This window comes from Lactococcus hircilactis (genome assembly GCF_009601015.1).
GTDB lineage: Bacteria > Bacillota > Bacilli > Lactobacillales > Streptococcaceae > Lactococcus > Lactococcus hircilactis.
Genome location: NZ_WITJ01000001.1, coordinates 146,049 through 171,979 on the forward strand (window position 1 = coordinate 146,049; position 25,931 = coordinate 171,979).

Consider the following 25,931-nt stretch of genomic DNA (forward strand, 5'->3'; position numbering starts at 1 on the left):
ATTTTTTCTGTCAGTACTGACAGAAATTAATGGAGCAAATCCAGTGTTTTGAGCTGCTGATCGATTTGGTCCAGCACATTTTTTAAATCCGATGGATTATTGACAAAGTCAATTTGATCTCCATCAATTTTTATTTTGGGTGAAACATTATATTTTTCATACCATTCTGGATATTCGTGATAAACTTGATGATAATATTCTCTTAAGCCTGGTTGTGTCTTGATTTGCTCAAATGCACGCCCACGCTTTTCAATTCGTGATAACATAGTCTCAAAAGAAACGTCAATAAAAACCAGTAAATCAGGGCGCTTCTTTGGCATCCCTTCAAGTTCTTCAAGCATATTTCCAAGTAAATCTTTGTAAATATCAAGTTCAGTTTTAGTTACATTTCCATTTTTGTAGTTTAATTTTAAAAACAATTCATCTTCAAAAATAGAACGATCCAATACATTGTTATCTCTACGATATGCCATTTTAATGGATTCAAAACGCTTATTTAAAAAATAAATTTGAAGCAAAAACGCATATTTTTTAGGATTTTCATAATACAAATCCAAAACGGGATTATGATCCACTGCTTCATAAAAAACTTCCGTCCCTAAATGTGCGCCCAAAGCTTTGGCAAGACTTGATTTCCCAGCACCAATAGTCCCTGCTAATACGATCAAAATTCTAATTTCCTCCTCTAAAATTGGTTTTTTTTATTCCAATTTTCCATTGTCAAACACAAAAAATGACAACTTATCTATTATACCTTATCTCATCGATTTTTTTAATAAATAATCTCGAACTTGCGAAGAAAAATAAAGTGATCCGGTGATCAATAAAATATCATCTTGCGCTAAATTTTTTTGTGCACGGACTAAAGCCAGCTCAAAACTTGGAGCTAATTCCACTCCTTCTTCTTCTAAATCCTTGAAATCACTTAAATTCAACGCTTTAGGATAATTAAAAGTGGTCAAAATTAAATGTGAATGATTCACAGTTTGAAGCATTTTTATCATTTGACTGATGTCTTTTGTGATAATTGCTGAAAATAGAATCGTGATATTTCGATTTGGAAATTCACTTGCTAAATTTTCAAGCAGTCGTTTCATCGCATGGACATTATGCGCACCATCAACTAAAATTAAAGGTTTTTCTCCTAACTTTTCCATCCGAGCAGGCCAAACCGCTTCGCGAATTCCCGCACGAATCGCTTGTTCACTTAAGCTGATACCGACTTTATTTGCATAGACTAAAGCAAGCTCAATTGCCATTGCAGCATTTTCAACCTGATGCAATCCCACCAATGATTTTTCAAGATTGAGCAGTGTTTCTTGTCCAGCAAAAAAATTAAAATGTTCATTTTCTTCAAGTTCAGTCCGATAATCATAAGGAAATTGATAGACACGCGCAGTTTTTTCTCTAGCTACTTCCCAAATGACGCGCAATGCTTCTAGTTCAATATTTCCAAGAACTACTGGAATCCCAGGTTTAATAATTCCCGCCTTTTGAGCAGCAATTTCACCCAAAGTTTTTCCCAAAATATCGATATGATCTAACCCGATTGTTGTAATGCCACAAACCACTGGGTTAATCACGTTAGTACTATCTAATAATCCACCTAAACCGACTTCGATGACTGCTAAATCAACTTTTTCATCTGCAAAATATTTAAACCCCATTGCTGTAATGATTTCAAATTCAGTAATGCCTGTTAATTTTTCATCCGCATCAAGTTGTTCAACTAAAGGCTGCAAAAGATTCACATAGTCAATAATTTTTTCATCCGGCATTGGTTGCGCATTGATGGACATCCGTTCTCCAAATGTTTCAATAAATGGACTGGTATAGGATGCGACTTTTTTTAAGCCTGCTTTCATAAAAATTGAGCGCACAAAAGCAACCGTTGAGCCTTTTCCATTTGTTCCAGCGACATGAATCATTGATAATTGATTTTCAGGATGATTCAATAATTCAAGTAAAGCACTCACGCGAGATAATCCCGGCCGAATATTAAATTTCAAGCGTGAATGAATCCAATCCAGTGCCTCATCAATCGTATTTACAACCATTTTTTGCCTTCTTCTATCAAACTGTAATATTTTTTAAACTCCTCTGGAGCCTGAGCTTCACGCAACAAAACAACTGGCAGCTCAGCTTGTTGAGCTTTTTGATTCGTTCGCTTTAAAACATACCTAAAATCAATATGCGTATGCGCTTTTTCATTTTTTACTTGATTATATGGAATCGAAATTAGATTCACATCCACTAACTTTCCATTTTTTTGAGCAAAAAATCCTGTTTCTTCATGAAATTCACGCATCGCAGCTTCTATCGGACACTCGCCCAATTCTACATGTCCTGCAGGAAGTAGCCACTCTTTTTGATAGGGATGTTCAATAAAAAATAGTTGATCTCCCTCAAAAACGAGTGCACTTGCAGAAAGTTGGACATCAGGATTTGATTTTCCACGTAAATTTCCTTTAAAATGAGCAAGCAATTGATCGAGTTCAATGTACTTTTCTTCATTCATGTTTTCTTTTATTGTTTCTAATTCATCTCTAAGCGTTTCATTCATTTTTATGCCTGCTTATATTTCTTAAATCCATCAATCAACAGTTTAGTGTCTTTTGTATCATGTACACGAAGCACGCGTCCACCATCAGCAATCATCTGTGCTTCCAACATTAAATTTCCAAACCCTCGATCTTGATCGCTGAATCCAAAATCTTGACTTAAAAAACGTTTATGTGAGATTGCAATCATTACTGGAAGTCCAAAACGACTCAAAAGTTCGCTGCTTTTTGCGCGTTCTAAACTATCTCCTCCTCGATTTGGATCATAAAAACCGACACCAGGATCTGTGCAAATCTGTTCCTTTTTTAATCCAGTGTGTAGTAATTCTTGTTTTTTATGTTCATAAAATCCACTCAATTCTTCAAACACATCGTCTGAATACAAAAATGGCGTTCGTCCATTATTCATTGCAACGACTGATGGGCGGTACTGTTCAATGACTTTTAATTTTTCATCTGTATCAAATCCATCAATATCATTGATAATATCCACCCCACAATCCAAAACGCGCTCCATTACCTCTGGTTCATCAGTGTCAATCGCAACTGTAACATCAGGAAATTGTTTCTTTAGTGCTTTGAGTGGTTTTTCTAAGCGAAGCCATTCTTGATTTGGTGTAATGTCCAGATAGCCTGGACGAGAAGATTTTCCGCCCAATTCGATCACACTCGCGCCATCAATCAGTTGATTTTCTACTTTTTTTAAAAAAGAATCGACATTTAAATTTTCCTGTGCACCATCATGAAACGAATCTGGTGTGATATTCATAATGGTATAAACGATAGGTTGATTTGTGAGATCAAAATTAAAATGTGCTCCAGACCAAACAATTTTTTGACGGTTCAAAATCTGTTGAAGTTGCGCTTTTTCATTGGGATCATCCCAGCGATTTATCTGCTTTTCAAGCTCAAAACTATCAAACAAAACGATTAATGTCGTTTCATCAATCATAACTTTATTTCCAACTCTAAAAAGTTTTTTCATTATCATCTGACGTTTTATTTCTGTCAATTCTGAAAAACAAATGGAAATATGATTCAATGAATAGGATTGCGTATTTAATTCTTCAATTTTCATGATGATGAACTCCTTTTTCTTTTACAATCTCAACTGCTTGTTCGGTTTTTTTCAATTTTTCAATTGCATTTTCGACTGCTTTATATTCATAAAAATCCACAGGAAGAATTTCAATCAAAGGAATCAAAACAAAAAGACGATGAAATACTTCTTGATGTGGAATCGTTAAATCATTTGACGCCATTTTTACGTGATCAAAAAACAAAATATCAATATCAATGGTCCGTGGCCCCCAACGGATGATTCGTTTTCGATGTAGCACTTTTTCAATCCGATGAATGACTAAAAGAAGCGCATGAGGAGCTAGTTCTGTTTCTATTTCAAGTGCTAGATTAATAAAGTCATCTTGAATCACTCCTCCCACAGGAGAGGTTTCATAAAATGAGGAGCGTTTTTTTAAAAGAATACCCGGCTCATTTTCTAATAAAGTGATTGCCTTTTGAAGATACGCTTCACGCTTTCCAATGTTGCTTCCCAAACTTAAATAACACGTGTGTTTCACATTTTTCTCCTAGCGTTTCATGATGACTTCTGCAGAATCAAAAATGCCATCAATCGGAACCGCTAACTTGCGCAGATGAATTTCTACGGTTTGGATTTCCGAATGACTTGATTTTATAGCTGTGATGATGTCAAATGCAAGTTTTTCAATCAAATCGACCCGCGAGCACTGAACTATTTTTTGCGTTAGTTCATAAAAGGACACATAACTTAAGGTTTCATCAAGTGCATCTTTTCCTGAAAAATCAAAATTTGTTTCCACTAATAAATCAATTTCCAGCATTTGACCGATTATTTTTTCTTCTTTTAAAACACCAATATGCGCTTTAAATTTCATGTTATTTAACTTAATTTGATACATTTTTTCCTCGCTTCATGATGCAAAAATCTTTTTTTTGAAACTTTGATATAAAAAAGCTATGACGTTTCATAACTTTAACTTAAAGATACTTTTCAATCGCTGACCAAGCGTGATCAAGTCCTGTTTTATCAAAAGAAGAAAAGATGATAAAATCATCGGTGCTATCGAATCTTAATGCTTTTCTAATGATTGACTCTTGACGATTCCATTTTCCGCGAGGGACTTTATCTGCTTTTGTTGCTACTAAAATGACTGGAATATGATGATATTTTAAAAATTCGTACATCATGCAATCATCCTCAGACGGCTCATGTCGGATGTCAACTAAACTTACCACTGCTTTCAAATTTTCACGTGTGATCAAATATTCTTCAATCATCTTTCCCCATTTTTCACGTTCTTTTTTTGATACGCGCGCATAACCATAACCTGGAACATCTACAAAATGAACGGTATCATCAATGTTGTAAAAATTCAAGAGTTGAGTTTTTCCAGGATTTCCAGAAGTTCTTGCGAAATTTTTTCGATTCAAAAGGGTATTGATAAAGCTCGATTTTCCTACATTAGATCGTCCAGCTAGAGCAATTTCAGGTAAATCTGACTCTGGATAATGCTGCTTTGATGGGGCAGAGATGGTTAATTTTAGATTATTCAAATTCATAGTTTCAATTATAACATATTTTGTACTTCACAGAGCTTCTAAATTGATGGGGTATGATATTTTTTTTTCAGATAAAAGTAAATAGGTAATCCCAATAAGGTCGCGCCAATTCCTGTCAGTGAAAGGGCAAAATCATTAAATAAAGTCATGCAAATAATGAAAAGTCCTCCCAAAATGGCAATTGTTGGAACGATGGGATAAAGTGGTACTTTATAAGGACGAAGTAAGTCTGGTTCTCGTTTTCTCAAAAGAAAAAGTGCGATAAAAACGAGTGTATAAAACAGCCAAATGATGAACACTAACATATCAGTAAGAAGATTAAATCCATCATTTGAAAAAAATGCAATGCAAATCATCGTACAAGCTAAAATCAACTCTAATACTCCTGAAGCAATGGGAGTTCCTTTGTGTACTTTCACAAGTAGCTTCCAAAAAGGAAAAAGTTTTTCTTTAGCAAGCGTGTAAGGTTGGCGCATCGCAGTCATCGTATAGCCATTTATCGTGCCATAGACTGAAATGAGAATTCCGATGGTTATGATTTTCCCTCCGATTCCACCAAATAAGAGTTCTGCTACTTTTGATGCAGCATCTTCATTTCCAGAAAGTTGAGAGATAGGAAGTACTTTGATAAAAATGTAGTTAATCAAAACATAAATAATCATCACACCAACAATTCCAATGGAAATTGCTCTGGGTAAATCTTTGGTCGGATTTTTAAGTTCTCCTGCGATATTTCCAACATAAATCCAGCCATTATACGCATACATTGTCGCTAAAAGTCCAGCACCTAATGCTGGAAAAAAAGAGAGATGATGACCTACGCTAAGAGGAAATAAGCTGACTTGAGCGGTATCTTGGTGCAGTATTCCAAAAATAATGATTAAAATAATCGGAATCAATTTCATCACAAATGCAATGGATTGGATAAGTCCACCCACACGTGATCCTAAAAAATTCAAGAGTGCTGTGAGGATTGCGACACTCAGTGCGATAGGAACTAAAAAATCCTGTGATAAGCCTAAGAGATGAATCACTTGAGTTCCAAAAACGATAGATAATGCAGCCACTTCTGCTGGAAAATAAATCATGACTTGTGCCCAACCCAATAAAAATGCAGCTGTTTTCCCATATCCTCGCTCAATATACCGCAGCATGCCACCTGTTTCAGGAATCGCTGCAGCCATTTCTGCTCCTGTGAGTGCAGCACAAATTGAAATCACTCCTGCAAAAATCCAAACAAACATAAATAGACTCGTCGTTTGTGTTGCTTGTGCGACACTTGCTCCTTTAAAAAAAACACCCGATCCAATCACAGACCCCATGACTGTTGCTAATGCTGGAAAAAAACCTAAGGTTCTTTTCAATTCTTCTTTACTTTCCACATTTTTCTCCCTTTTTCATTGAAAATGATTTCTTGGCATACAAAAAAAGCAATCTGACGACTGCTTCAGTATGAAAAACAACAGATTTCTAAGGTTTTACATACGATCAGCACACCACAAGTTTTTCTTGTGACAGTCAAATGAGTTTTTCTCATTTGCCCAAAAATAAAGATGAGCATGCTTTATTTTTTCGGCAACCGCTCCTTTTCTTGATTTCACTGCTGTGCTCAAACTCCATCAAGGATCCTATTGGTTGCAACCTCTGTCGATTTCTATAGTTTATAGTTTATCTGAAAAAATGAGAATGTTCAACTATTTATACAAAATTCTTAGATAATCTAATTTAATATTCGGATTTTAAGAAAGTCGTTAGAAAAATCAAAAAATACAGAGGTTTTAGTTATATTATAATTACATTCTGTCTATTTTATCTTGTTAATCTGTTTCTAATTTGATAAAATCAGGATATGAAAAAATAATCTCGTCTTTTTTGCCTCCTTAACGGATGATTGATTTAAATTTTCTGTCAGTACTGACAGAAAATTTAAAAATGAAAAACAGTTTGTCAGTACTGACAGGCTCAAAAAAGGAGCAAAAAAGTCATTTTAAATTAAAAATGACTTTGCTTTAAATTAAAAATTCTCTCTAAAAATAAGTCACTGCAGTGGCTTATTTTTGTGGTTCTATAATGACTGCCTTGGAATTAATTTTGATGGAATCATGATTAATTCTTTTGTTATCTTTTTTTCTTCAATTTCTTTAATCAATGTATCTACTGCAACATAACCAATTTTTTCAAGATTCTGCTCTACTGCTGTTATGCCTGGTCCCATGATTTCTCCCCAACTTAAATCATCGTATCCAACGAGCCCAATATCTTTTGGAATTTCCAATTTATTTTGTTTTAAAAATTTAATGCACTCAAAAAGTAATGGTCCATTAAAAGTATAAATTGCAGTTTTGACATGATCTTGAGTGAGTGGCAGAATTTCATTCCAAAATTGACTGTTATCTACATCTAAATCTTTGGCTTCTGGTGCAATAAACTCTTTAAGCTCAATTTCTTGAGTTTTTATTGCATCCATCAATCCCTCGTATCTTTTAATTCGAGTGGAGGAAAAAGTGACTGGTGGCGAGAGGACAATCAGTCTTTTATATTTTTTTTCGATTACTAATTGAACAAGTTCTTTCGATTTTTTAAAATTATCCGAAACGACTGCTGGCCATACTAATGGTTCTACATATCGGTCAATTTGGACGAGAGGAAATTGATGATCGATCATCTTATAATCTGAAGAATCAATGCCAAGCGGTTGTATGATTACTCCCTCTACTTGTTCTTCTAGTAACTTATTAATATTTCTTTGTTCAAGTGTTCTACTAAGGTCTGAATCCATAATGATGGGATGATATTGCGATTTTTTTAATCGATTCATCATTCCTTTGATCAATCTAGCGGTATAGAAGTTAGAAATATCACCAACAATGATTCCGAGTATTCCAGTTTTTTGAGTCTTCAAAAAGCGAGCTTGACGACTTGGATGATAATTTAAATCTTCAATGACTTGTCTAATTCTTTCTTGTGTTTCTTTAGACATATTTTCAAACTTACCGTTGAGATAGCGAGAAATAGTTGTTCTTGAAACGTTAGAAATTCTCGCAATATCATTAATTGTTGCTTTTTTTTCCATACCCATATTATACGATACTTTTTGATAATTGTACTAAATAAAACTTAATATTATTGATTTGGTCATTTCTATCTTCGGTTAATTTTTGGAATAATTTGAGGTTTTAGTTCGTTATTAACAAATACTACAAATGATTCCCATTTTTCTGTGTCAACAAGCCAGTCTTTTTTTATCATCATCGCTTGTTGGTTGATTGAACTAATGTAAATGACGTCATCAAAAAAACTAATTTTATAAATAGGAACTTCAAAATTTTGATTTTTTGAAAACGTAAAATTTCTTTCCTCACTTAAGTTTTTATTTTCTAAATACTTCTTTTTTGAACGCACTGGAAGAATGATAAAAAAGTTGAACAGAATAAGAAACAGATAAACTAGTGCTAAGATGATTAAAAGTGTTTCTGACCATTTAAACGTCTCGAATATTACTTTTCCCACTATCAATCCAACAAGTGTTATGACAAAGGTGGTACGATAAGAAAGTCGTCTGACCATTGTCAAATAGTCGTTAAAGCTAGCTTTTCCATGAAATTCAAACATAAATTTTCTCCTTTTTTGTTCTTTTAAAATGCTTTGTGATACATATAAATTGCTAATATAAAAGCCCCTACACTAATCAAAATTCTTAATATTTTTTTGGGCAAATGTCGTGCAATAATTGATCCGATGTAACCACCAATCATAAAACCTGCTCCCATAGGAATGGCATACTTCCAGTTGATGTTTCCATAAAAAATATAAACAAGTGTCGCAGTAAGATTCGTAAGTCCCATTGTGATATTTTTGATTGCATTCGCAACAACTAGAGAAATTCCTTTTGTCATTGAAAAAACTAAAATCATAAAAACACCGCTTGCAGCACCAAAATATCCGCTATATGTTCCAATTAAAAAGATGAGAAGAATTGTCAATCCTCCTTTATTAACAGGAACAGCACTTGTTCTTTCATCTTTACTTTTAACAAAGGAGGGTTGAAGAATTAAAAACAGAGCGACAAACGCAATCATAAATGGAGATACTTTTTCAAAAATTTTGCTTGGAAAACAAAGAAGTAAAAAACATCCTAGTAAGCTTCCAAGCATTGCTAGCGGAATTATCCAATATAAATCTGATCTATTGTTTTTCAGTTCTTTCTTAGAAGAGAGTGTTGATCCAACTCCTGAAAATATAAGCGCCGCTGTATTTGTGACATTTGCCACTAGTGGAGGCAATCCCATTGATAATAAAATGGGGTAAGAAACAAGTGAAGCCATTCCGGTTACTGAGGCTAGTATTCCCGCAAAAATACCTGCTATAAAAAGTATGCTAAAAAAAATCATTGCTATTTTCCTTTTTCGAGACTATTATAGCATATTTTTTCGTTTTAGTGTATCGATAACCTAAAATCTTTTACAATAATCATTGTGACTATGCTAATCATACTTTTGTCAGTACTGACAAGGTTAGAATAAAAAGCCTTGAATGATTTTAACATCCAAGGTTTCTTTACATGTTTTTATGTTTCTTCTCGTTCAGTCAAAACGCGCTGATTTTTACTCATCCTATTTCTGTCAGTACTGACAGAAACGTAATGTTCTCATTTTTAGTCAAAAAATTCAGCATATAGTGTTCTTACAGCCTTGTTTTCTTGATGCTCAGCAACTACAAAAAGGAGCGATACTTCGCTTGACCCTTGCAATAGTGTCTCAATTTTTATTTTCTTTTGTGCGAGTGCTTTTGTTGCTCGTGAGGTAATGTGTGTCTGTTGACGCATTTCTTCGCCAACCGCTGAAATGATTGCGAGGTGTTTTGTAAATCTCACTTCATCAGGATCAAGTCGTTCTTGAATGGTTTCGATTAAACGTTTCTCATTTTGTTCAGAAAGAGGATTATGCTTGATCAAAATTGTAAAATCATCAATTCCTGTGGTCATTGCTTCAACTGAAATATTTAATTGTTCTAAAATTTCAAAGCAGCTGCGGATCACACTTGCGGTGCGATTTCGCATATATTTGTTCACTTTTAGCAGGTCATATCCTTTTGAGGAACTCACACCTACTAGGGGCATATCAATCGTCCAGCGAGAAACAATTTTTGTTCCGTTTAATTCAGGGTGATTTGTATTTTTCAAAACCATGGGAACACAAGCACGTTCGACAGGGATGAGTGCTTCATGGTGAATGACATTAAACCCGAGCGTGGCTAATTCTCGCATTTCACGATACGTGATCTCTTCAATTATCACAGGAGATTCAATTTGGTTGGGATTTGCAGCATAGATGCCGTCAACATCAGTAAAATTTTCGTACAGCTCTGCGTTCAATCCTGCAGCAATGATTGCTCCTGTAATATCTGAGCCACCTCTTGAGAAGGTGCAGACTTCATCTTTTTGTGTTATCCCGAAAAAACCTGGGATAATGAGAATTTCACGTCTTTTTGATAACAGACGAATTTTTTGATTTGCTTGAGGGAGTAATGTCGCCTGTGCCGAATCCCCTTCAACCAAGATTCCTGCTTCTTTTGGACTGACAAAACTGGCCGTCAAACCATTTTTATTAAAAAATGCGGTTAAAATTAAAGCGCTACACGTTTCACCTAATGACAGAAATTGGTCATAAACATAGGCGTTTTCAAGTGATAATTCGGTTAGATTTTTGATTTTGTCAGTAATGACAGAAGTCATTTCCTTCAAGTCAAGTTCTTGTAACACACAAGAAAAACGGGTCACTAATTTTTCTTGGATTTTCTTGATATTTTTTTTATTTTTATAGTCCAGATAATAAGAAATCAGCAAATCTGTCACTTTGACATCTGTCGGATATTGCTTCCCAAATGCTGATACGACCACAATTTTTCGACGTGGATCAGCTTTTATGATCTGAAAAACTTTTCTGATTTGATCCCCATTTGCCAAGGATGATCCTCCGAATTTTGTCACTTTCACTTTTAAATTCCCTTTTTTCTTTTTGTGATTGATTTAGGATAATCGCATTTTGAAATCGTCATATCCAAACGTTTTGATCAGTTTCATTTCCCCGTTTTGCTGTTTGATTGCAATGCTTGGAAGTCCAATCCCATTGAATGTATTATTTTTTACCATCGAATAATGCGCCATGTCTGTGAAGATGAGCTGATCTCCCACTTTTAGTGGTGTGGAAAATGAATAATCTCCAATCACATCGCCAGATAGACAAGATGGACCGCCCATGCGATAGGTATATTGACATACTCCAGCTTCGTGTGATCCGATCACCATTGGTCGATACGGCATTTCAATAACATCTGGCATGTGTGTTGCTGCAGAAGTATCCAAAATTGCATTGATCACTCCAGCATTTTCAACAAAATCGACGACCTCAGAAACTAAGAATCCAGTATTTAAAACCACTGCTTCACCGGGTTCAAGATAGATTTCCAAATCATATTTTTCACGCATGCGCTTGATTTCAGAAATCAAAAGTGCTAAATCATAATCTTCACGCGTAATATGATGCCCACCGCCAAAATTCAACCATTTCATCTCAAAAAGTAACGCTCCAAACTTTTCTTCAATGACAGCCAATGTTTTTGCCAAATCGTCAGAATTCTGCTCACACAACGTATGAAAATGGAGTCCAGATAAGCCGTTAAGATCGGGCAATGCTTCTGTCAGTACTGACAACGTCGTTCCAAGTCTTGATCCTTCACTTGCAGGATCATAAATCGCATGTTCTGGATTTTGCGTTGAAAATTCAGGATTAATTCGTAACCCACACATTTTATTTGCTTTTAATGCGCGCTGACCAAATTTTTTCCATTGTGCTGGGGTATTAAAAATAAGATGATCGCAATTTTGCAGGATTTCATCAAATTCACGCTCAGAAAAAGCCGGTGAAAAAATATGTGTTTCTCCGCCAAATTTTTCATGTCCCAATTTTACTTCATACAAAGAAGATGCTGCAGAGCCATCCAGATACTGACTGATTAAAGGATACATTGAAAACATCGAGAAAGCTTTTTGTGCTAACAAAATTTTACATCCCGTTTGATCTTTAACCGATTTTAAAATTTCTAAATTCTGGATTAATAAAGTCTCATCTACATAATAATAAGGTGTATTTAGCATGAGCGTCCTTTCTTTTTCCATTCTGTCAGTACTGACAGAAAATAATTTGTTTTTCCACTCTGTCAGTACTGACAGAATCCTTAATCCACAAGTGTTGGATTAAAATCTTCCACCCAAGGCAATCCCCATTGATTCAACAAATCCATGTATGGATCTGGATCAAATTCTTCCACATTATAAACACCAGGTTTTTTCCATTTTCCTGTCATGACCAAAGCAGCGCCAATCATTGCAGGAACACCTGTTGTATAAGAAATTGCTTGAGATCCCACCTCTTTGTAACATTCTTGATGATCACACACATTATAGAGCCGATAAGTTTTCTCAATTCCATCTTTTTTTCCTTTGAAAATACAACCAATATTCGTTTTCCCAATCGTGCGTGCCCCAAGACTTGCAGGATCAGGAAGCAAGGCTTTCAAAAATTGAATCGGAATAATTTCTTGACCGTGATAATTTATTGGCTCAATTGAAGTCAGACCAACATTTTCAAGAACTTTCAAATGTGTCAAATAACTTTCCCCAAAAGTCATAAAGAAACGAATCCTTTTAATTCCAGGAATATTTACTCCTAAACTTTCTAATTCCTCATGATGAAGAAGATACATCTCTTTTACACCAGTACCTTCAAAATCATAATGACGTTTAATTTCCATCGGTTTTGTATGCACCCAATTCCCATTTTCCCAGTACGATCCTGGAGCTGAAACCTCACGAATATTAATTTCAGGATTAAAATTTGTCGCAAATGGATAACCATGATCTCCACCATTACAATCTAAAATATCGATTTCATTAATTTCATCAAACTGATGTTTTAGTGCATAAGCAGAAAAAACACCTGTCACACCAGGATCAAAACCAGTCCCCAAAAGTGCTGTAATTCCCGCCGCTTCAAATCTTTTTTTATAATTCCACTGCCAAGAATATTCAAACTTTGCCTCATCTTTAGGTTCATAATTTGCCGTATCCACATAATCTGTTTTTGTTGCTAAACAAGCTTCCATGATGGTCAAATCTTGATAAGGTAACGCTAAATTCACAACCACATCTGGCCCAAAATCCATCATCAAATCAATTAAATCACCTGTCTGATCTGCATCTACCTGAGCTGTATGAATCACAGCACCCTTCCCATCTAACTTTTCTTTCAAAGCATCTGCTTTTGATTTTGTCCGCGTGGCAATCATAATTTCTTCAAACACGTCAGAATTTTGAACCATTTTATGAATTGCAACACTCGCAACACCACCAGCACCAATCACTAAAACTTTACCCATTTTTTCATCTCTTTTCTTTAATTTTTTTTATTGGATTCTTCAAATCCACACTTTCACACACTTACTTTGAAAATGTCAATAAAATTTCGCGAATAATTTTACAAGCAACCGCTGTCGAACTTCCAGAATGATCATAATGAGGCGATAATTCCATCACATCTATCCCCACAATATTCAACTCAGAAAGCTTTGAAATCGCAAAACGCAATTCATCAAACGTCACACCTCCAGCCTCAGGCGTTCCTGTCCCTGGCAAAATCGATGGATCCAGCACATCTAAATCAAGGGTGAAGTACACCGGTTTTCCCTTCAAGCACTCAACGGTTTCTTCCAATCCATCAAAATTGAAACGCTGCAAATGAATATGCTCTTTTGCCCAATAAAATTCTTCCTTTTCTCCAGATCGAATCCCAAAAGAGTGAATTTTTCCATCTCCTAAAATATCGTGACACCTCTTTATTACACTAGCGTGTGACCAGCGATTCCCCAGATAATCCTCCCGTAAATCCGTATGTGCATCAAAATGAATCACTTCCAAATCTGGAAATTTCTCAGATAAAACATGCACTGGTGCTGAGGTCAACGAATGTTCCCCTCCAATCATTACTGGAATTTTTCCATCTGATACTATGATTGCTGTCATTTCTTTGACTTGTTCAAGCACGCGAACACTCTCGCCAAAAATCAATTCCAAATCTCCCGCATCAAAAACCTTCGCATCTTCGTTTAAGTCTTTATCTAAATAAGGCGAATACGTCTCAATCCCAAAACTCTCAGAACGAATGGTCCCACTTGCAAAACGTGTTCCAGGACGAAAACTTGTAGTTGAGTCAAAAGGTGCTCCCCACAAAACAAATTCCGCCTCTTCATACGTTTTATCACAAGCGATAAAAGTAACTCTATTTTCTTTCAACATCAAAACCTCTTTCATTTTTTATCATCAAAACACTCTTCTTTTTACTCCACATTTTTTAAAATCTCTTCCACATAAGTCGGTAAAGCAAAAGCACCGAGATGTAACCGTGGATTATAATACCTTGTTTTTATTCCCCAACTCAACCACTGCTTCGGATCAAAATCTCCTGTTGGATGCAATTTTTTACTTGCAAACCCAAATAACCAATGCCCTGATGGATAAGAAGGAATATGAGCCTGATAAATTTTAACAATCGGAAAAGTTTGAACAATTCGTTTATGAACCGTTTGCACCGTCAATGCTTCTTGACTATAAAAAGGACTCTCATGTTGATTAATCAAAATCCCATCTGACGATAATGCCCGATAACAATTACCATAAAATTCCTTTGTAAACAAAATTTCCCCAGCTCCAAACGGATCAATCGAATCAACCAAAATTAAATCATAACACTCTTCTTTTCGACGAACAAAACGTAATGCATCCTCATAAAAAATTGACACCCGCTCATCATCCAGTTTCGAAGAAATATCTGGTAAATATTTTTTACAAACCTCAACAATTTTTTCATCATATTCAACCAAATCAATATGCTCAATTCCTGGATATTCCAGCAAATCATGAATAAAACCCCCATCTCCCGCACCAATAATCAAGACGTTCTTAATCTTTGGATTCACCGCTAAAGGAACATGAACCATCATCTCACGATAAATAAATTCATCTTTTTCAGTCAAAGTAATCTGACCATTTTGAGTGAGCACGCGCCCAAATTCCTTTGATTCTAAAACATCAATTCTTTGATATTCAGATTCCCCAGAATAAAGCACCCGATTAATCTTCAAACTAAAATCGACATGAGGCGTTTGTGCCTCAGAAAACCAAAGTTGCATCCCTTTATCTTGCATCAGTACTCTCCATCTTCCTTCAATACATTTAACTTCTTCACTTCTAAATCCTCAGTTCCTGTAATTAAACACCCCTTTTCTTTTGCATAACTAATATAATTAATAATCTCCATTGTAATTCGCTCACCAGGTGCTAAAATTGGAATCCCTGGCGGATATGCCATCACAAACTCCGTACAAACTCTTCCCTCAGAACCCAAAAGATCTACAGCTTCTTTTTTTCCATAAAAAGCATCTTGAGGAACAACGACCAACTCTGGATTAATATATTCTTGCATCCACATCCCAGTTTTATCTTTTTTATATCGTCTCCTAATATCCACCAAAGCCGAAACGAGACGTTCCAAATCAGATTTTCGATCCCCAACTGAAACATAAGCTAAAATATTTGCAATATCTCCAAGTTCCATTTGAATATCATATTCATCACGTAACAGATCATAAACTTCGATTCCAGCCAAACCAATGTCTAACGTATTAATGGTCAATTTTGTTTGATCGAAATCAAAAACAGCATCTCCATCAATCAAATCCTCTCCAAGTGCCCAATAATCTCCAATTTCATTGACTTCTTCTCGCGCATACTGAACTAAATCAACCACACGTTTCATCACCTCCTTACCGTTTAATACCATGTGTTTTCTTGATAAATCAAGACTCGATAGCAATAAATAGGACGCAGATGTTGTTGAGGTCAAATTAATGACTTGACGCATATAATCTGGATTAACCCTTTCATTTGTCAAAAGAATAGAGCTTTGTGTTAAGGATCCTCCTGATTTGTGCATTGATACTGCCGACATATCACAACCTGCAGCCATAGCACTCTGTGGCAAATCCTCTCCAAAGTACAAATGTGTCCCATGAGCTTCATCAGCCAACACAAATAAACCTGCCTCATGAGCCATACTTACAATTGATTTTAAATCTGAACAAATCCCATAATAAGTAGGATTATTAACAAAGATTGCTTTCGCATCGGGATTCTCATTGATTGCTTTTTTAACCGACTTTAAAGACATGCCTAAAGAAATCCCTAAGCGCTGATTCATTTCTGGATTGATATAAATTGGATACGCACCACATAAAACTAAAGCATTAAGCACAGAACGATGAACATTTCTCGGTAAAATAATCTTATCGCCCCTTTTAACCGTTGCAAAAACCATTGCTTGAACGCTAGAAGTTGTTCCGTTCACCATAAAAAACGCATGATGCGCACGAAAAGCTTGTGCCGCAAGAAATTCAGCTTCTTTAATTACTGATTTTGGATGATTCAAATTATCCAAAGGTTTCATTGAATTAACATCAATATCCATTACTTTTTGACCCAAAAAATCAGTAAGTTCTGGATTTCCTCTTCCACGTTTATGACCGGGAACGTCAAATGGTACCACCCGTTTACTATTAAATTCTTTAAGCGCTTCATAAATTGGCGCACTATTTTGATTCACCATCTTTTCTCCAATCAATAGAACTTAGTATTCCTTTTTTATTTTTTTGACTGGTTGATTATTTTTTCTAAAAAAAATAACATCAAACGCAATCTTACGCTTGATGTTTATGCAATCGTTTCATTCGGCTCAAAAAAAGCCCCTGAGTTTAGAGTCTATAAAGTCAAAAGAACTTTTAATACTCTTATTGATGCGCAAGCGTAAATTTCTTGGGAGAAGCCATTTATAAACTTAGATGATTTTTCATCTAGGGCTTCACAAGTGAAAAAATTTTTTTCACTAATCAATAAGGCAACTAAAGTCGCCAACTCGGCTTTTGATCCGGCTGTCCGTATGGCCTTGGCTTTTCAATCACATGCTTTATTCACAGATTTCGAAGCGATCAAATCTTCTGCATTGTTACAGACAAAAATTATTATACTTTATTTTTTAATATAACACAAGAAAAAAGATATTTTTATTTTCTACATTTTTTTCACCTTCACAAAAACGACAAGAAAATCCCTGAAAATTTATATTTCAAGGACTTTTATTCATACTATAGCAAAATTAAACGCTGAAAAAATCTAAACTCTCAGAATTTCTAACAAAAAACCTATCGCTCCATTCCCAAAATAAAATCATTTAATCCTTTCTCTGAGGATGAAGCCGTTCAGAAATTGCACTTTGTGCAGCAATTCGACCAAAAGTAAAAATATCTGTCAGTGAATTTCCACCAAGACGATTCCCCGCATGGATTCCACCAGCCACTTCTCCTGCTGCATAGAGTCCCATAATCACCATATTTTCTTTCGTTAAAACATGAGCTTTACCGTCAATTTTTAGCCCTCCCATCGTATGATGAACAGCTGGTTTACGCGGTGTCGCATAAAACGGTGCAGTGTCACATTTTAAGTCAAATGCGCTCTTACCAAATTCAGGATCAAAGCCCTCATCAACATAAGAATTGTACTGCTCAATTGTCTCCACAAGCGTTTGTGGATCAATATTAATCTGACTTGCTAAATCCTCTATTTTCTCTGCTCTATAAAGCGTTCCTGCAGCAACTTGATGATCTAAATTTTCTTGAGTAGTATTATAGGCAGTATTTTTAATTTTTTCATCAGCAATCAGGTAAAATAACCCTCCATTATCAATAGCTGCTTGACTCAACTCATCACGACTACCAAATTCATTGACAAACCGTTTTCCCTTCTGATTCACCATGATAAAATTGGCTGGTGGTGTTTGTACCCCTGTAAAAAGTTCGCCATTTTCTGGATCTGCCACAGGCATCATTTGAGTGAATCCCATTCCTACCAAATCAGCCCCAACACTCTCACCTAAACGAATCCCATCTCCTGTAATGGCTGGAGAATTTGTCGTTTTAATGTCATCATCAATTTCTGTCCAATAGGTATTATACTTTTGCAACATTTTTGTATTTGCTCCAAAACCTCCTGTTGCCAAAATAACTGCATTTGCATGAATGGTAAGTTCTTGACCATTGATCCCTTTAGCAATAACACCTGAAACCTGACCTTTTTCATCAATGATTAAGGCTTCAGCCGATGTTTCTGTCAGAAGATTTGCACCATGCGCCAAAACATAATCCTTAAGCGCACTTATAAAACCAAATCCCATCGGTTTTACAGGCTTATGTCCACGACGCCAAAGCGCACCAACTGGCATGGACACCTCACTGTAATCAAACGCAACTCCAATATTTTCTAACCATTTTTGAGATTCTAAAGCATGATCCGTCAAAATCTTTACAAGATCGTATTTTCCATAAATCTCATGTCCTTGTAAATCTGTGCGTTTCCCACCCAGATAGGTCTGAATGCGATGAAAAATATTAGAGTCAAACAAATATGAATTTCCAAATTCAACCGCTTTGAGATACTCAGCAACCTGTTTCCTAAATGTCGCAAAATCTGCTCGATATTCAGCCGCGATTTTATCTTCTGGTATTGCGGCTAATTTTTGCAATGTTTCCTTTTCACCATGTAAAGCAGGAAATTGATTCTGCCATTTTGGATCAGCAGCATTCATTGGACCACCCGCACGAATAGTATTTCCACCAACAGACGGAAATTTTTCAAGAATAATGACTTTTTTGTCCTCTTGCAACATCCGAGCTGCAGCTGTCAGACCAGCTCCACCTGCACCAATAACGACCGCATCAGTTGTCATTTCTTGGTGCTCTACTTTTTGTTTTGCAGTGATATTTCTTGGACGCTTACGTAATGTATCAGGATTCGCGCCTGCTAATTTGACTGCTTTTGCAACACCATCCAAAAGTCCATTTGTCGTTACAGAAGCACCAGAAATAGCATCAATATTGAGCGTTTGATGCTCAATAATTTGATTTGGAATCCTTTCAAATACAATATCTGCAATCCCTTGCGTTTCACCTTCAGTATTTATATTAATGCTTTCAATCCGATTTTCAGAAAGTGTGACTTTCATTGGAATCGGACCATTATGCCCAAGCGCTGAAACCTCATATTCCCCTGGTTCATAATGTAAATCTTCAAGAACACTCATTTGAGAAACAATACTTGTAAATCGAATAAATTGATTGAAACAACTTTCTAAAAAATTCACAGTACTTTCAACAATTAAATCCCCATTATCAGAAAAAGCTTGATTGGCTTGACCAAGTAAAAATTCATAACCTGGCATGACCAGAGCATCAACACCAGGAGCATCCAAAATTTGTCTCAGATGAAGTTGTGCTCGTGAAGATCCTTGAATATCAAGGCTCGCACCTACAATCATCACTGGTTTATTCTCAAAAGGGTGTAAATTAAAAGAAAACCACTCTAAAAAGCTTTTCAAGCTGGAAGGAATAGAATGATTATGTTCTGGAGTTCCGATAATCACACCATCTGCTGCCAAAATTTTTTGATTCACTAACTGAAGAATCGGAAGATCAGACTGGTCATCTGTCTCGTTAAACATTGGTATATTAGCGATTTCAATAATCTCAATTTCAGCTTTTTTTGCAAAGTGTTTTTGCATAAATTGCAAAAGCAGTCGATTATAAGACTTTTTTGCGTTTGTTCCAACGATTGCTACAAACTTCATTAATTTTTCCCTCCCTTATTTGCAAGTTCCCAAGAAAACTTTTTTCTCGCCAAAGTTTTTTCTGGATTCTTTTTTACCAATTTTTCCACCAAAGGCACAAAATCACAAAATTCTAAAAAGCATTCTTCAAGTTCAGTTAACTTTGCTTGATTTGTAAGTTCATTATTTTCATCAAAAACTTGAGCAGAGTGTCCAAGAAAGAACTCATTTCCTGGCATCACACGCGCTTTTAGCTCTGGAGCATCAAGAATTTGTCGAAGATGGGCTTGTGCTCGTGATGTACCTAAAGCACCAAGTGAACAACCTACAATCATCACTGGTTTATCAATCAGAGGTCGTGTGGAAAAAGAAAGCCACTCCAAAACACTTTTAAGCACGGCAGGAATCGTATGATCATACTCAGGTGTTGCGATAATGACAGCATCGGCTGCTTCAATTTTTTTAGAAAATCTTAAAATACTTTCTGGAATCTCGTCTGTTTCTGGCTCATCAAACGCTGGCAAATCCTTGATTTCAAGAATTTCTATTGTAGCCTTACTTGCAAAATGCTGTTGCATGAATTGCAATAGTTTTCGATTGGTCGATCTCTCAGAGTTCGTCCCAACAATAGCGACAAATTTCATAATCGTTTATCCTTCTTGTTAATTTTTTTACAATCTAAGTATAACGCTTTCTGAATTAAAATTGAAATACTTTTTTTCTTATTTTTTAATAACAATTTTGTTATAATGAGAAGCAAATAGGAGAGACAAAAATGGCAAATGCATCAAATGTTTTACATTATTTGGACACTTTACTCAAAACAGGAAGTTTTACAAAAACTGCACGAAATCTTTATATCTCACAGCCATATTTAACGCAAACCTTTAAACGAATTGAAAAAGATTTAGGAGTAGAACTGATTAATAGAGATTCCAGACCCATTCGACTTACTGAGGCTGGTGAACTTTACTATCGCCATCTCAAAAAAATGGAATTTGAGCAAGATGATTTTCGCAAAAAACTTTACCCATTAACGATTACTAATGGCTTAATGCTTCAGATTGGAATTTTAGGCACTTTAGGATCTGATTTACTCCCAAAATTTCTTCCTGATTTCATTGAAAGATTTCCAAAAATAAAAGTCGAACTCAGTGAAGACTCCGAGGAAAATAATGAACGTAAGACTATTTCTGGAAATCTTGATTTTTTTATTGGTCAAAATTCTGAATTACTTTCTCGAACACTAATATCCCATTCCACTAAAAGAATGGGATATTACGCTATCATTCCAGCTTCCTCAAAACTCTACCAGAAAAACCAGTTCATATTGAACGAGGATCAATTCGATCTTTCTCTTTTTTTGCAGGAAAAGTTAGTATTGACTGCAAAGAATTCTCCTGTCCGCCGCAACATTAACTATCTGTTTGAGAAATACCAGATTGTTCCACAAATTGTTTTAGAAACTCAAAACTTATTAAGCACCTTCAATTTAGCAAAAAGTGGTCTTGGAAACACAATTATACCTGAAAATCTGATGGATACAGAACGAGTCAAAAAAAGCTACAATATCTTCCCTCTTTCAAAAGAACTCATTTCTTTTAACTTTTTCATTGCTCATCGTACCGAACGAGTCTTAAGTGCTTCTGATAATGTGCTCATCGCATTATTTTTGGAGCGTATCACTTAATCCCTCTTTTAATTTTAGAAACAAAAAATCCTGAATAATCCATTATTCAAGATTTTTTACTTTTCCCCAATAAAATGAGATTCCATTTTTAAAACGAAAGATAGATACTTCTTGTTTTTATAAGAGGATCATACACCATGATTTAGTCGTACATTATCCTAGAAAATACCAAAAAGGCATTTAAAAATCGTATTGTTCTTCTTGCTGTTTTAAGAAGTAATCGTATGAAGTCGCCGCTTCAATCGTTTCTTTAGCATAGCTTTCTAATCGCATCTCGATATCATCACTCTCCAATTCTGATCCTTTGAAATCGAAATCATATGCAAATACATAATGATGCATAATATTTGCTTTCATAAAAGTTAAAATTGGTTTTAATTGATTTTCCATTACTAAATAATGCTTTTGAGAACCTGCCGTAACAATAAACCCGATTGTTTTATTTAAAAACGCTGCTTCTGGTAATAAATCAAATATATTTTTTAATGGAGCTGGAAACGATGCTTGAAAAGTAGGGATCCCAAAAACAATAACGTCGGCATTCATCACTTCTGTTAATACACTTAAGGTATCTCCCGAATAATCTTGCCAATTCCTTCCATCACTAAATACCATCTTTTTGTCTTTTAAGTCTATAAATGAAATTGAATCAGTTTCTGATAGTTTTTCTTTGATGTTGTTTTGATAGATCTCTAATAAATTTCTTGTTTTATTTCCAACAATTGTTCCATTGAGAATCAAATAGTTCATTTTAATGCCCTCGTTCTTTTTTTCACTTCAGGTAAAATTTTTGTCCCAATCAAATCAATATTTCGTTTGATATTATCAAAAGAAACTCCACCCATATCAATTTGAGCCATATAGCGTTGCATTCCAAAAAGTTCATGTTGATAAGTTAGTTTATCAATGATAAGTTCTGGCTCCCCAACATTAATCACATTTCTTGGATCGATTGCTTGAGCGAACGCTGCTTTAGGAAACTCATGACCATTTGATAACTTAAATCCATTAGCAATATGCGGATAATATTCTTGCATCGCTTTTTGAGTCGTATCTGCTGTATAGAAAAATCCTCCAGTTGTTATCGGCAGTGAAGTTGCATCGTAGCCGCTTTTTTTTGCTGATGCTCTATAAGTGTCTATGGTTTTTTTGTAATAAGTTGCTGGACCACTCAAATGTGCTAAAACCATTGGTGTTCCAGAGGCACCAGCTGCTATCGCACTGGCTGCAGGTCCTCCGACAGCTCTCCAAATTTGAAGATGACCATTATTTGGACGCGGAAGAATATGAGCATTATTTAAACTTGCTCTAAATTTCCCTGACCATGTGACATACTCCTCATGATTAAGCTTTTGTAAAAGCTCAAACTTTTCATCGAATAATTCTTCATAATCTTTGAAATGATAGCCTAAAAGTTCGAACGCACCAAGCCTTGACGCTCGACCAGCCACTAACTCAACTCGACTATCACTTAGTAAGTCAAGCGTTGCAAAATCTTCCCACAACATTACAGGATCATGAACACTTACCAATGTAGCAGAAGAAACAATTTTGATTTTTTTTGTTTCTTGAACAATTGCTGATAAAATGACACTTTGCGCTTGTGAAACAAAATAGTCCTGATGACTTTCACCCACATCAAAAACATCAATACCAGCTTGTTCAGCCATTTTAGCAATTTCGATAATTTCTTTTAACCGTTGTTTTTCTGAAATGATCGTATTGTTATGTGGGTTTACCATTAAGTCCCCGAGAGAATAAATACCAAACTCAATGCCATTTGAGACATCAATAGGTTTTACGAAATTATTTTGAACGGTCATTTTTATTCCTTTCTAAAGGTAAAGTTTAAATAAAAGAAAAGTACTTTATTTTTTATTAAATAACTCTGATTTAACGTATCGTTTTCAAAGCTGAAGACCAATTAATCAGTTGTCCCAAAAGCGCTTTAAGTTCACCCTCATGATAATCAGCTGGTTTAAAGATAGACATTTTTTCAAAATCTGTCATAAGAGATAGATTAACGTTTGTTTGAGTTGTAGCCATCGCAAGTTGCCCCGCAATCATGCGCAAGTTTTCAATTGAACGCGCGGCACCTAAACCACCATAGCCCACAAAAGCAAGTGCTTTATCTTTTACTTCTGGATTTAAGAAATCAAGTGCATTTTTAAACGCTCCTGATACGCCATGATTATATTCAGCAACAACGAAAATATAACCATCAAACGAAGCCATTTTATCCGACCATTTCTTAATTGCCTCTTCTTGTTTCGCAGTTGCTTTTGTACCGAGGAAAGGTAACTCGTAGTCCAACAAATCTACTAATTCAAATTCAACCTCTTGTCCTTGAGTAAATGCTTTTGCCTTTTCAGTTGTCCATTTTGCAACGGCCAAACCATTACGCCCCTCGCGAACACTACCTAAAATAACACCAATTTTTAACATTGTTTTACCTCTTTAATATTTTATTTACTCTTTAACTATATCAGATGTTTTTTAATAAGTAAAAGGTTTTGTTTACAAATGTAAACATTTCTTTCTACATCAAAAAATTGAACGAATTGATTTACTCTCTTTCCCCAAAAAGAAAAAGACTTTAAAGTAATATCTCCCCAAAGCGTAAAGCTTTTATGGACACATCAAAAAAAGTCTTTTTGATTGAAATCACGATATTTTTCCATCGAATCCATCGTTTATTTCATTCAATCCTTTTACTAATATTACCAAATATAAGTTGAAACACCATTGATTTTAATTGAGGTGTTTGTTGCCCAACTGTTGTCTGATTATCTTTTTTAATTAGAGTTCCAGTATCAGAAAGTTGATTTATTAAAAAATTTGTAACAAGATTTTCTCCAGTTTCTTCTGGATGATAATCTACTGTTGTATTCATTGCAAAAGTTTGATAGAAATTACCTTTTGTATTTGATTTATCAGAACCATCATAAAAGAAATCATATCGAACATCAAAGGAAACAGCGTAATTATTAACATCAGTTTGTATGATATTCGTAATATTGATACTATCAAAATCGATTTTTTTAGCTGGGATTGTAGCTTTTTTCATATTATTGTCAATCGTAGCTTGAATATCCGTAAAGAATTTGTTATTTCCTCCACCCTTAAAAGTGTTTGAAACATCACTTGGAACTTCCCCATTTTCAGCATACTGCGCTAAATCAGAAAATGCATTTTGTAATAATGTTGTTGCTGTTTGAGTATCAAGCTTTTGATTCCAATTCAAATAGACTGATTGTCCATCAGTGACGGATGAAACTTTGCAGAGAGCAGATTTTATAATTCCCGAATCAAAAGTTCTTGTCACTTGAATATCCCCATCACCAACTACTGGAATATCCACAAATTTAAACTCACCATTTGAAATGGTCCCAATTTTTGAAGCATCTATATACACATCGCCTTTATCAACATTACTATAAAATTAAATGTTATATATTTTAAATTGAAATCTGATAATCCTTTACCGTTGACTAACTTAATTGATTTTTTTAAATCAGTCTGTTGATTCTTGACTGTTCCTTTTGCTTTTATATCATATTGAGCAGGGAAGAGCCTATTGAAGTTCTTTTTTGTTTTTTTCAATTAATAGCTATTTTATTTATCATCTTGTGGTAGCTACTCATGTTTTATTAATTTTAAAATCATTTCGATCTATTTGAAATAAATAGACCAGTGTCTGTGACAATTTGGGTTGAAGGGTGCATGACAATGAATACAACTTCCTTCTTTATAATCTTCAAAATTTATAATATTTCTACATTTTCCACAAATCGCTGGATAATCTGTTTTATCGCAAGCTTTGAAAGAATGATCCATTAACTCGTCATGGCACTGATAACAGGCAAAATATTTCTGACAAGTTGAGCACTTTAGACCAACAATATCGTTTTTCTGGTGATAATGAGCACAACGTCCTTCACTATCAATTTCTCTCCCCCAAATTTTAAACACAGCTCTTCTTTCCATTTTCAATATCGTGTAATTCGATGAGTTTTATTAATATGCTTTTTCTCCATTGATTTAGAAAATTAGTTGTTCTGATAATCTTCTATATAATTCATTATCAATCATTTTGTGTTAACAACTATACATTATTTTTGTTTCAATTTTATAATATTTAAATAAATTTGTCAATTAAATCTTAAATTTACCTTAAGATAATGTCGGATTTATTGTTTAATTTGCATTTTTATTTCGTAAAAATCAATAAAAATTTTTTATAAATAAATCGAAAGTTTCATAAATACCCCATACTAATCTTTTTTAAACTTACTTATTTTTTATTTATTTTCT

The 25,931-nt window shown here is 34.9% G+C and carries 26 protein-coding genes and 1 riboswitch; of the genes, 2 read left to right on the top strand and 24 right to left on the bottom strand.

Annotated elements, in window-relative coordinates:
• Positions 1 to 26: 26 nt before the first annotated feature.
• From GHI93_RS00675 to GHI93_RS00710, 8 genes are all read right to left on the bottom strand, one after another.
• The gene (locus GHI93_RS00675; protein WP_343030289.1) at positions 27 to 671 is read right to left on the bottom strand and encodes a deoxynucleoside kinase; all 645 of its coding nucleotides are present in this window, start codon (positions 669 to 671) and stop codon (positions 27 to 29) included.
• A gap of 84 nt (positions 672 to 755) precedes the next feature.
• Positions 756 to 2,057, bottom strand: a complete 1,302-nt coding sequence (locus GHI93_RS00680; protein WP_153494664.1) for a bifunctional folylpolyglutamate synthase/dihydrofolate synthase — start codon at positions 2,055 to 2,057, stop codon at positions 756 to 758.
• Entirely contained in the window at positions 2,048 to 2,563 is a 516-nt protein-coding gene (locus GHI93_RS00685) for an NUDIX domain-containing protein (protein ID WP_153494666.1), read from the bottom strand. The genes GHI93_RS00680 and GHI93_RS00685 overlap by 10 nt, the downstream gene beginning before the upstream one ends.
• Positions 2,564 to 2,565: 2 nt before the next feature.
• Positions 2,566 to 3,639: a dihydropteroate synthase gene (folP, locus tag GHI93_RS00690; RefSeq protein ID WP_153494668.1), complete on the bottom strand. Its 1,074-nt coding sequence runs from the start codon at positions 3,637 to 3,639 to the stop codon at positions 2,566 to 2,568.
• Positions 3,629 to 4,141, bottom strand: coding sequence for a 2-amino-4-hydroxy-6-hydroxymethyldihydropteridine diphosphokinase (folK, locus tag GHI93_RS00695; protein ID WP_343030284.1), 513 nt, complete (start codon positions 4,139 to 4,141; stop codon positions 3,629 to 3,631). Before folK ends, folP begins: the two co-directional genes overlap by 11 nt.
• A gap of 9 nt (positions 4,142 to 4,150) precedes the next feature.
• Positions 4,151 to 4,501, bottom strand: coding sequence for a dihydroneopterin aldolase (folB, locus tag GHI93_RS00700; protein ID WP_153494670.1), 351 nt, complete (start codon positions 4,499 to 4,501; stop codon positions 4,151 to 4,153).
• 79 nt (positions 4,502 to 4,580) lie between these two features.
• Positions 4,581 to 5,162 carry a ribosome biogenesis GTP-binding protein YihA/YsxC gene (yihA, locus tag GHI93_RS00705; protein ID WP_153494672.1) on the bottom strand — a complete coding sequence of 194 codons (582 nt, stop codon included), beginning with the start codon at positions 5,160 to 5,162 and terminating at the stop codon, positions 4,581 to 4,583.
• 38 nt (positions 5,163 to 5,200) lie between these two features.
• A complete protein-coding gene (locus GHI93_RS00710; RefSeq protein WP_343030285.1) occupies positions 5,201 to 6,544 on the bottom strand; it encodes an APC family permease in 1,344 nt (447 codons plus the stop codon).
• Between the two features lie 98 nt (positions 6,545 to 6,642).
• Positions 6,643 to 6,817: riboswitch (Lysine riboswitch) on the bottom strand.
• Positions 6,818 to 7,049: 232 nt separating this feature from the next.
• Here GHI93_RS00710 and GHI93_RS13130 point away from each other — a divergent pair.
• A complete protein-coding gene (locus tag GHI93_RS13130) occupies positions 7,050 to 7,175 on the top strand; it encodes a hypothetical protein (RefSeq protein WP_281347465.1) in 126 nt (41 codons plus the stop codon).
• 52 nt (positions 7,176 to 7,227) lie between these two features.
• On the opposite strand, the gene GHI93_RS00715 is transcribed toward GHI93_RS13130, so the two are convergent.
• From GHI93_RS00715 to GHI93_RS00765, 11 genes are all read right to left on the bottom strand, one after another.
• The gene (locus GHI93_RS00715) at positions 7,228 to 8,235 is read right to left on the bottom strand and encodes a LacI family DNA-binding transcriptional regulator (RefSeq protein ID WP_153494674.1); all 1,008 of its coding nucleotides are present in this window, start codon (positions 8,233 to 8,235) and stop codon (positions 7,228 to 7,230) included.
• A gap of 68 nt (positions 8,236 to 8,303) precedes the next feature.
• Positions 8,304 to 8,774, bottom strand: coding sequence for a hypothetical protein (locus GHI93_RS00720; protein WP_153494676.1), 471 nt, complete (start codon positions 8,772 to 8,774; stop codon positions 8,304 to 8,306).
• Between the two features lie 23 nt (positions 8,775 to 8,797).
• Positions 8,798 to 9,553, bottom strand: coding sequence for a sulfite exporter TauE/SafE family protein (locus GHI93_RS00725; protein ID WP_153494678.1), 756 nt, complete (start codon positions 9,551 to 9,553; stop codon positions 8,798 to 8,800).
• Positions 9,554 to 9,816: 263 nt separating this feature from the next.
• Positions 9,817 to 11,157: an aspartate kinase gene (locus GHI93_RS00730; RefSeq protein WP_343030286.1), complete on the bottom strand. Its 1,341-nt coding sequence runs from the start codon at positions 11,155 to 11,157 to the stop codon at positions 9,817 to 9,819.
• A gap of 33 nt (positions 11,158 to 11,190) precedes the next feature.
• A complete protein-coding gene (nspC, locus tag GHI93_RS00735; RefSeq protein WP_415579462.1) occupies positions 11,191 to 12,318 on the bottom strand; it encodes a carboxynorspermidine decarboxylase in 1,128 nt (375 codons plus the stop codon).
• Positions 12,319 to 12,398: 80 nt separating this feature from the next.
• Positions 12,399 to 13,598: a saccharopine dehydrogenase family protein gene (locus tag GHI93_RS00740; RefSeq protein ID WP_153494681.1), complete on the bottom strand. Its 1,200-nt coding sequence runs from the start codon at positions 13,596 to 13,598 to the stop codon at positions 12,399 to 12,401.
• 61 nt (positions 13,599 to 13,659) lie between these two features.
• Positions 13,660 to 14,514 (bottom strand): agmatinase, encoded by an 855-nt coding sequence (gene speB, locus GHI93_RS00745; RefSeq protein ID WP_153494683.1) that lies wholly within the window; start codon positions 14,512 to 14,514, stop codon positions 13,660 to 13,662.
• Between the two features lie 41 nt (positions 14,515 to 14,555).
• Entirely contained in the window at positions 14,556 to 15,407 is an 852-nt protein-coding gene (gene speE / locus GHI93_RS00750) for a polyamine aminopropyltransferase (protein ID WP_153494796.1), read from the bottom strand.
• A 14-nt stretch (positions 15,408 to 15,421) separates the two neighbouring features.
• On the bottom strand, positions 15,422 to 16,879 hold the full coding sequence (locus GHI93_RS00755) for an aminotransferase class I/II-fold pyridoxal phosphate-dependent enzyme (protein ID WP_153494685.1): 1,458 nt from the start codon (positions 16,877 to 16,879) through the stop codon (positions 15,422 to 15,424).
• Between the two features lie 621 nt (positions 16,880 to 17,500).
• Positions 17,501 to 19,948 carry a flavocytochrome c gene (locus tag GHI93_RS00760; RefSeq protein WP_153494687.1) on the bottom strand — a complete coding sequence of 816 codons (2,448 nt, stop codon included), beginning with the start codon at positions 19,946 to 19,948 and terminating at the stop codon, positions 17,501 to 17,503.
• Positions 19,948 to 20,571, bottom strand: a complete 624-nt coding sequence (locus GHI93_RS00765) for an NADPH-dependent FMN reductase (protein WP_153494689.1) — start codon at positions 20,569 to 20,571, stop codon at positions 19,948 to 19,950. Before GHI93_RS00765 ends, GHI93_RS00760 begins: the two co-directional genes overlap by 1 nt.
• A gap of 131 nt (positions 20,572 to 20,702) precedes the next feature.
• Between GHI93_RS00765 and GHI93_RS00770 the strand changes: the two genes are divergently transcribed.
• The gene (locus GHI93_RS00770) at positions 20,703 to 21,617 is read left to right on the top strand and encodes a LysR family transcriptional regulator (RefSeq protein WP_153494691.1); all 915 of its coding nucleotides are present in this window, start codon (positions 20,703 to 20,705) and stop codon (positions 21,615 to 21,617) included.
• Positions 21,618 to 21,797: 180 nt separating this feature from the next.
• On the opposite strand, the gene GHI93_RS00775 is transcribed toward GHI93_RS00770, so the two are convergent.
• The 5 genes from GHI93_RS00775 to GHI93_RS00795 form a co-directional block, all read right to left on the bottom strand.
• Entirely contained in the window at positions 21,798 to 22,367 is a 570-nt protein-coding gene (locus GHI93_RS00775; protein ID WP_153494692.1) for an NADPH-dependent FMN reductase, read from the bottom strand.
• Positions 22,364 to 23,440 carry an LLM class flavin-dependent oxidoreductase gene (locus GHI93_RS00780; protein WP_153494694.1) on the bottom strand — a complete coding sequence of 359 codons (1,077 nt, stop codon included), beginning with the start codon at positions 23,438 to 23,440 and terminating at the stop codon, positions 22,364 to 22,366. Before GHI93_RS00780 ends, GHI93_RS00775 begins: the two co-directional genes overlap by 4 nt.
• Positions 23,441 to 23,510: 70 nt before the next feature.
• Entirely contained in the window at positions 23,511 to 24,062 is a 552-nt protein-coding gene (locus tag GHI93_RS00785; RefSeq protein ID WP_153494696.1) for an NADPH-dependent FMN reductase, read from the bottom strand.
• Between the two features lie 253 nt (positions 24,063 to 24,315).
• Entirely contained in the window at positions 24,316 to 25,032 is a 717-nt protein-coding gene (locus GHI93_RS00790) for a zinc ribbon domain-containing protein (protein WP_153494698.1), read from the bottom strand.
• 257 nt (positions 25,033 to 25,289) lie between these two features.
• Positions 25,290 to 25,604, bottom strand: a complete 315-nt coding sequence (locus tag GHI93_RS00795) for a CHY zinc finger protein (protein ID WP_153494700.1) — start codon at positions 25,602 to 25,604, stop codon at positions 25,290 to 25,292.
• Between the last annotated feature and the right edge of the window lie 327 nt (positions 25,605 to 25,931).

Coding starts and splice junctions, on each gene's coding strand:
- GHI93_RS00780 (WP_153494694.1), bottom strand. CDS start 23,440: ATGACCGTTCAAAATAATTTCGTAAAACCTATTGATGTCTCAAATGGC.
- folB (WP_153494670.1), bottom strand. CDS start 4,501: ATGTATCAAATTAAGTTAAATAACATGAAATTTAAAGCGCATATTGGT.
- nspC (WP_415579462.1), bottom strand. CDS start 12,318: ATGCTAAATACACCTTATTATTATGTAGATGAGACTTTATTAATCCAG.
- GHI93_RS00775 (WP_153494692.1), bottom strand. CDS start 22,367: ATGAACTATTTGATTCTCAATGGAACAATTGTTGGAAATAAAACAAGA.
- GHI93_RS00785 (WP_153494696.1), bottom strand. CDS start 24,062: ATGTTAAAAATTGGTGTTATTTTAGGTAGTGTTCGCGAGGGGCGTAAT.
- GHI93_RS13130 (WP_281347465.1), top strand. CDS start 7,050: ATGATTGATTTAAATTTTCTGTCAGTACTGACAGAAAATTTAAAAATG.
- GHI93_RS00720 (WP_153494676.1), bottom strand. CDS start 8,774: ATGTTTGAATTTCATGGAAAAGCTAGCTTTAACGACTATTTGACAATG.
- GHI93_RS00755 (WP_153494685.1), bottom strand. CDS start 16,879: ATGGTGAATCAAAATAGTGCGCCAATTTATGAAGCGCTTAAAGAATTT.
- GHI93_RS00740 (WP_153494681.1), bottom strand. CDS start 13,598: ATGGGTAAAGTTTTAGTGATTGGTGCTGGTGGTGTTGCGAGTGTTGCA.
- GHI93_RS00725 (WP_153494678.1), bottom strand. CDS start 9,553: ATGATTTTTTTTAGCATACTTTTTATAGCAGGTATTTTTGCGGGAATA.
- GHI93_RS00765 (WP_153494689.1), bottom strand. CDS start 20,571: ATGAAATTTGTCGCTATTGTTGGGACGAACTCTGAGAGATCGACCAAT.
- GHI93_RS00760 (WP_153494687.1), bottom strand. CDS start 19,948: ATGAAGTTTGTAGCAATCGTTGGAACAAACGCAAAAAAGTCTTATAAT.
- GHI93_RS00685 (WP_153494666.1), bottom strand. CDS start 2,563: ATGAATGAAACGCTTAGAGATGAATTAGAAACAATAAAAGAAAACATG.
- yihA (WP_153494672.1), bottom strand. CDS start 5,162: ATGAATTTGAATAATCTAAAATTAACCATCTCTGCCCCATCAAAGCAG.
- GHI93_RS00680 (WP_153494664.1), bottom strand. CDS start 2,057: ATGGTTGTAAATACGATTGATGAGGCACTGGATTGGATTCATTCACGC.
- speE (WP_153494796.1), bottom strand. CDS start 15,407: ATGCAACTTTGGTTTTCTGAGGCACAAACGCCTCATGTCGATTTTAGT.
- GHI93_RS00795 (WP_153494700.1), bottom strand. CDS start 25,604: ATGGAAAGAAGAGCTGTGTTTAAAATTTGGGGGAGAGAAATTGATAGT.
- folP (WP_153494668.1), bottom strand. CDS start 3,639: ATGAAAATTGAAGAATTAAATACGCAATCCTATTCATTGAATCATATT.
- speB (WP_153494683.1), bottom strand. CDS start 14,514: ATGTTGAAAGAAAATAGAGTTACTTTTATCGCTTGTGATAAAACGTAT.
- GHI93_RS00715 (WP_153494674.1), bottom strand. CDS start 8,235: ATGGAAAAAAAAGCAACAATTAATGATATTGCGAGAATTTCTAACGTT.
- GHI93_RS00770 (WP_153494691.1), top strand. CDS start 20,703: ATGGCAAATGCATCAAATGTTTTACATTATTTGGACACTTTACTCAAA.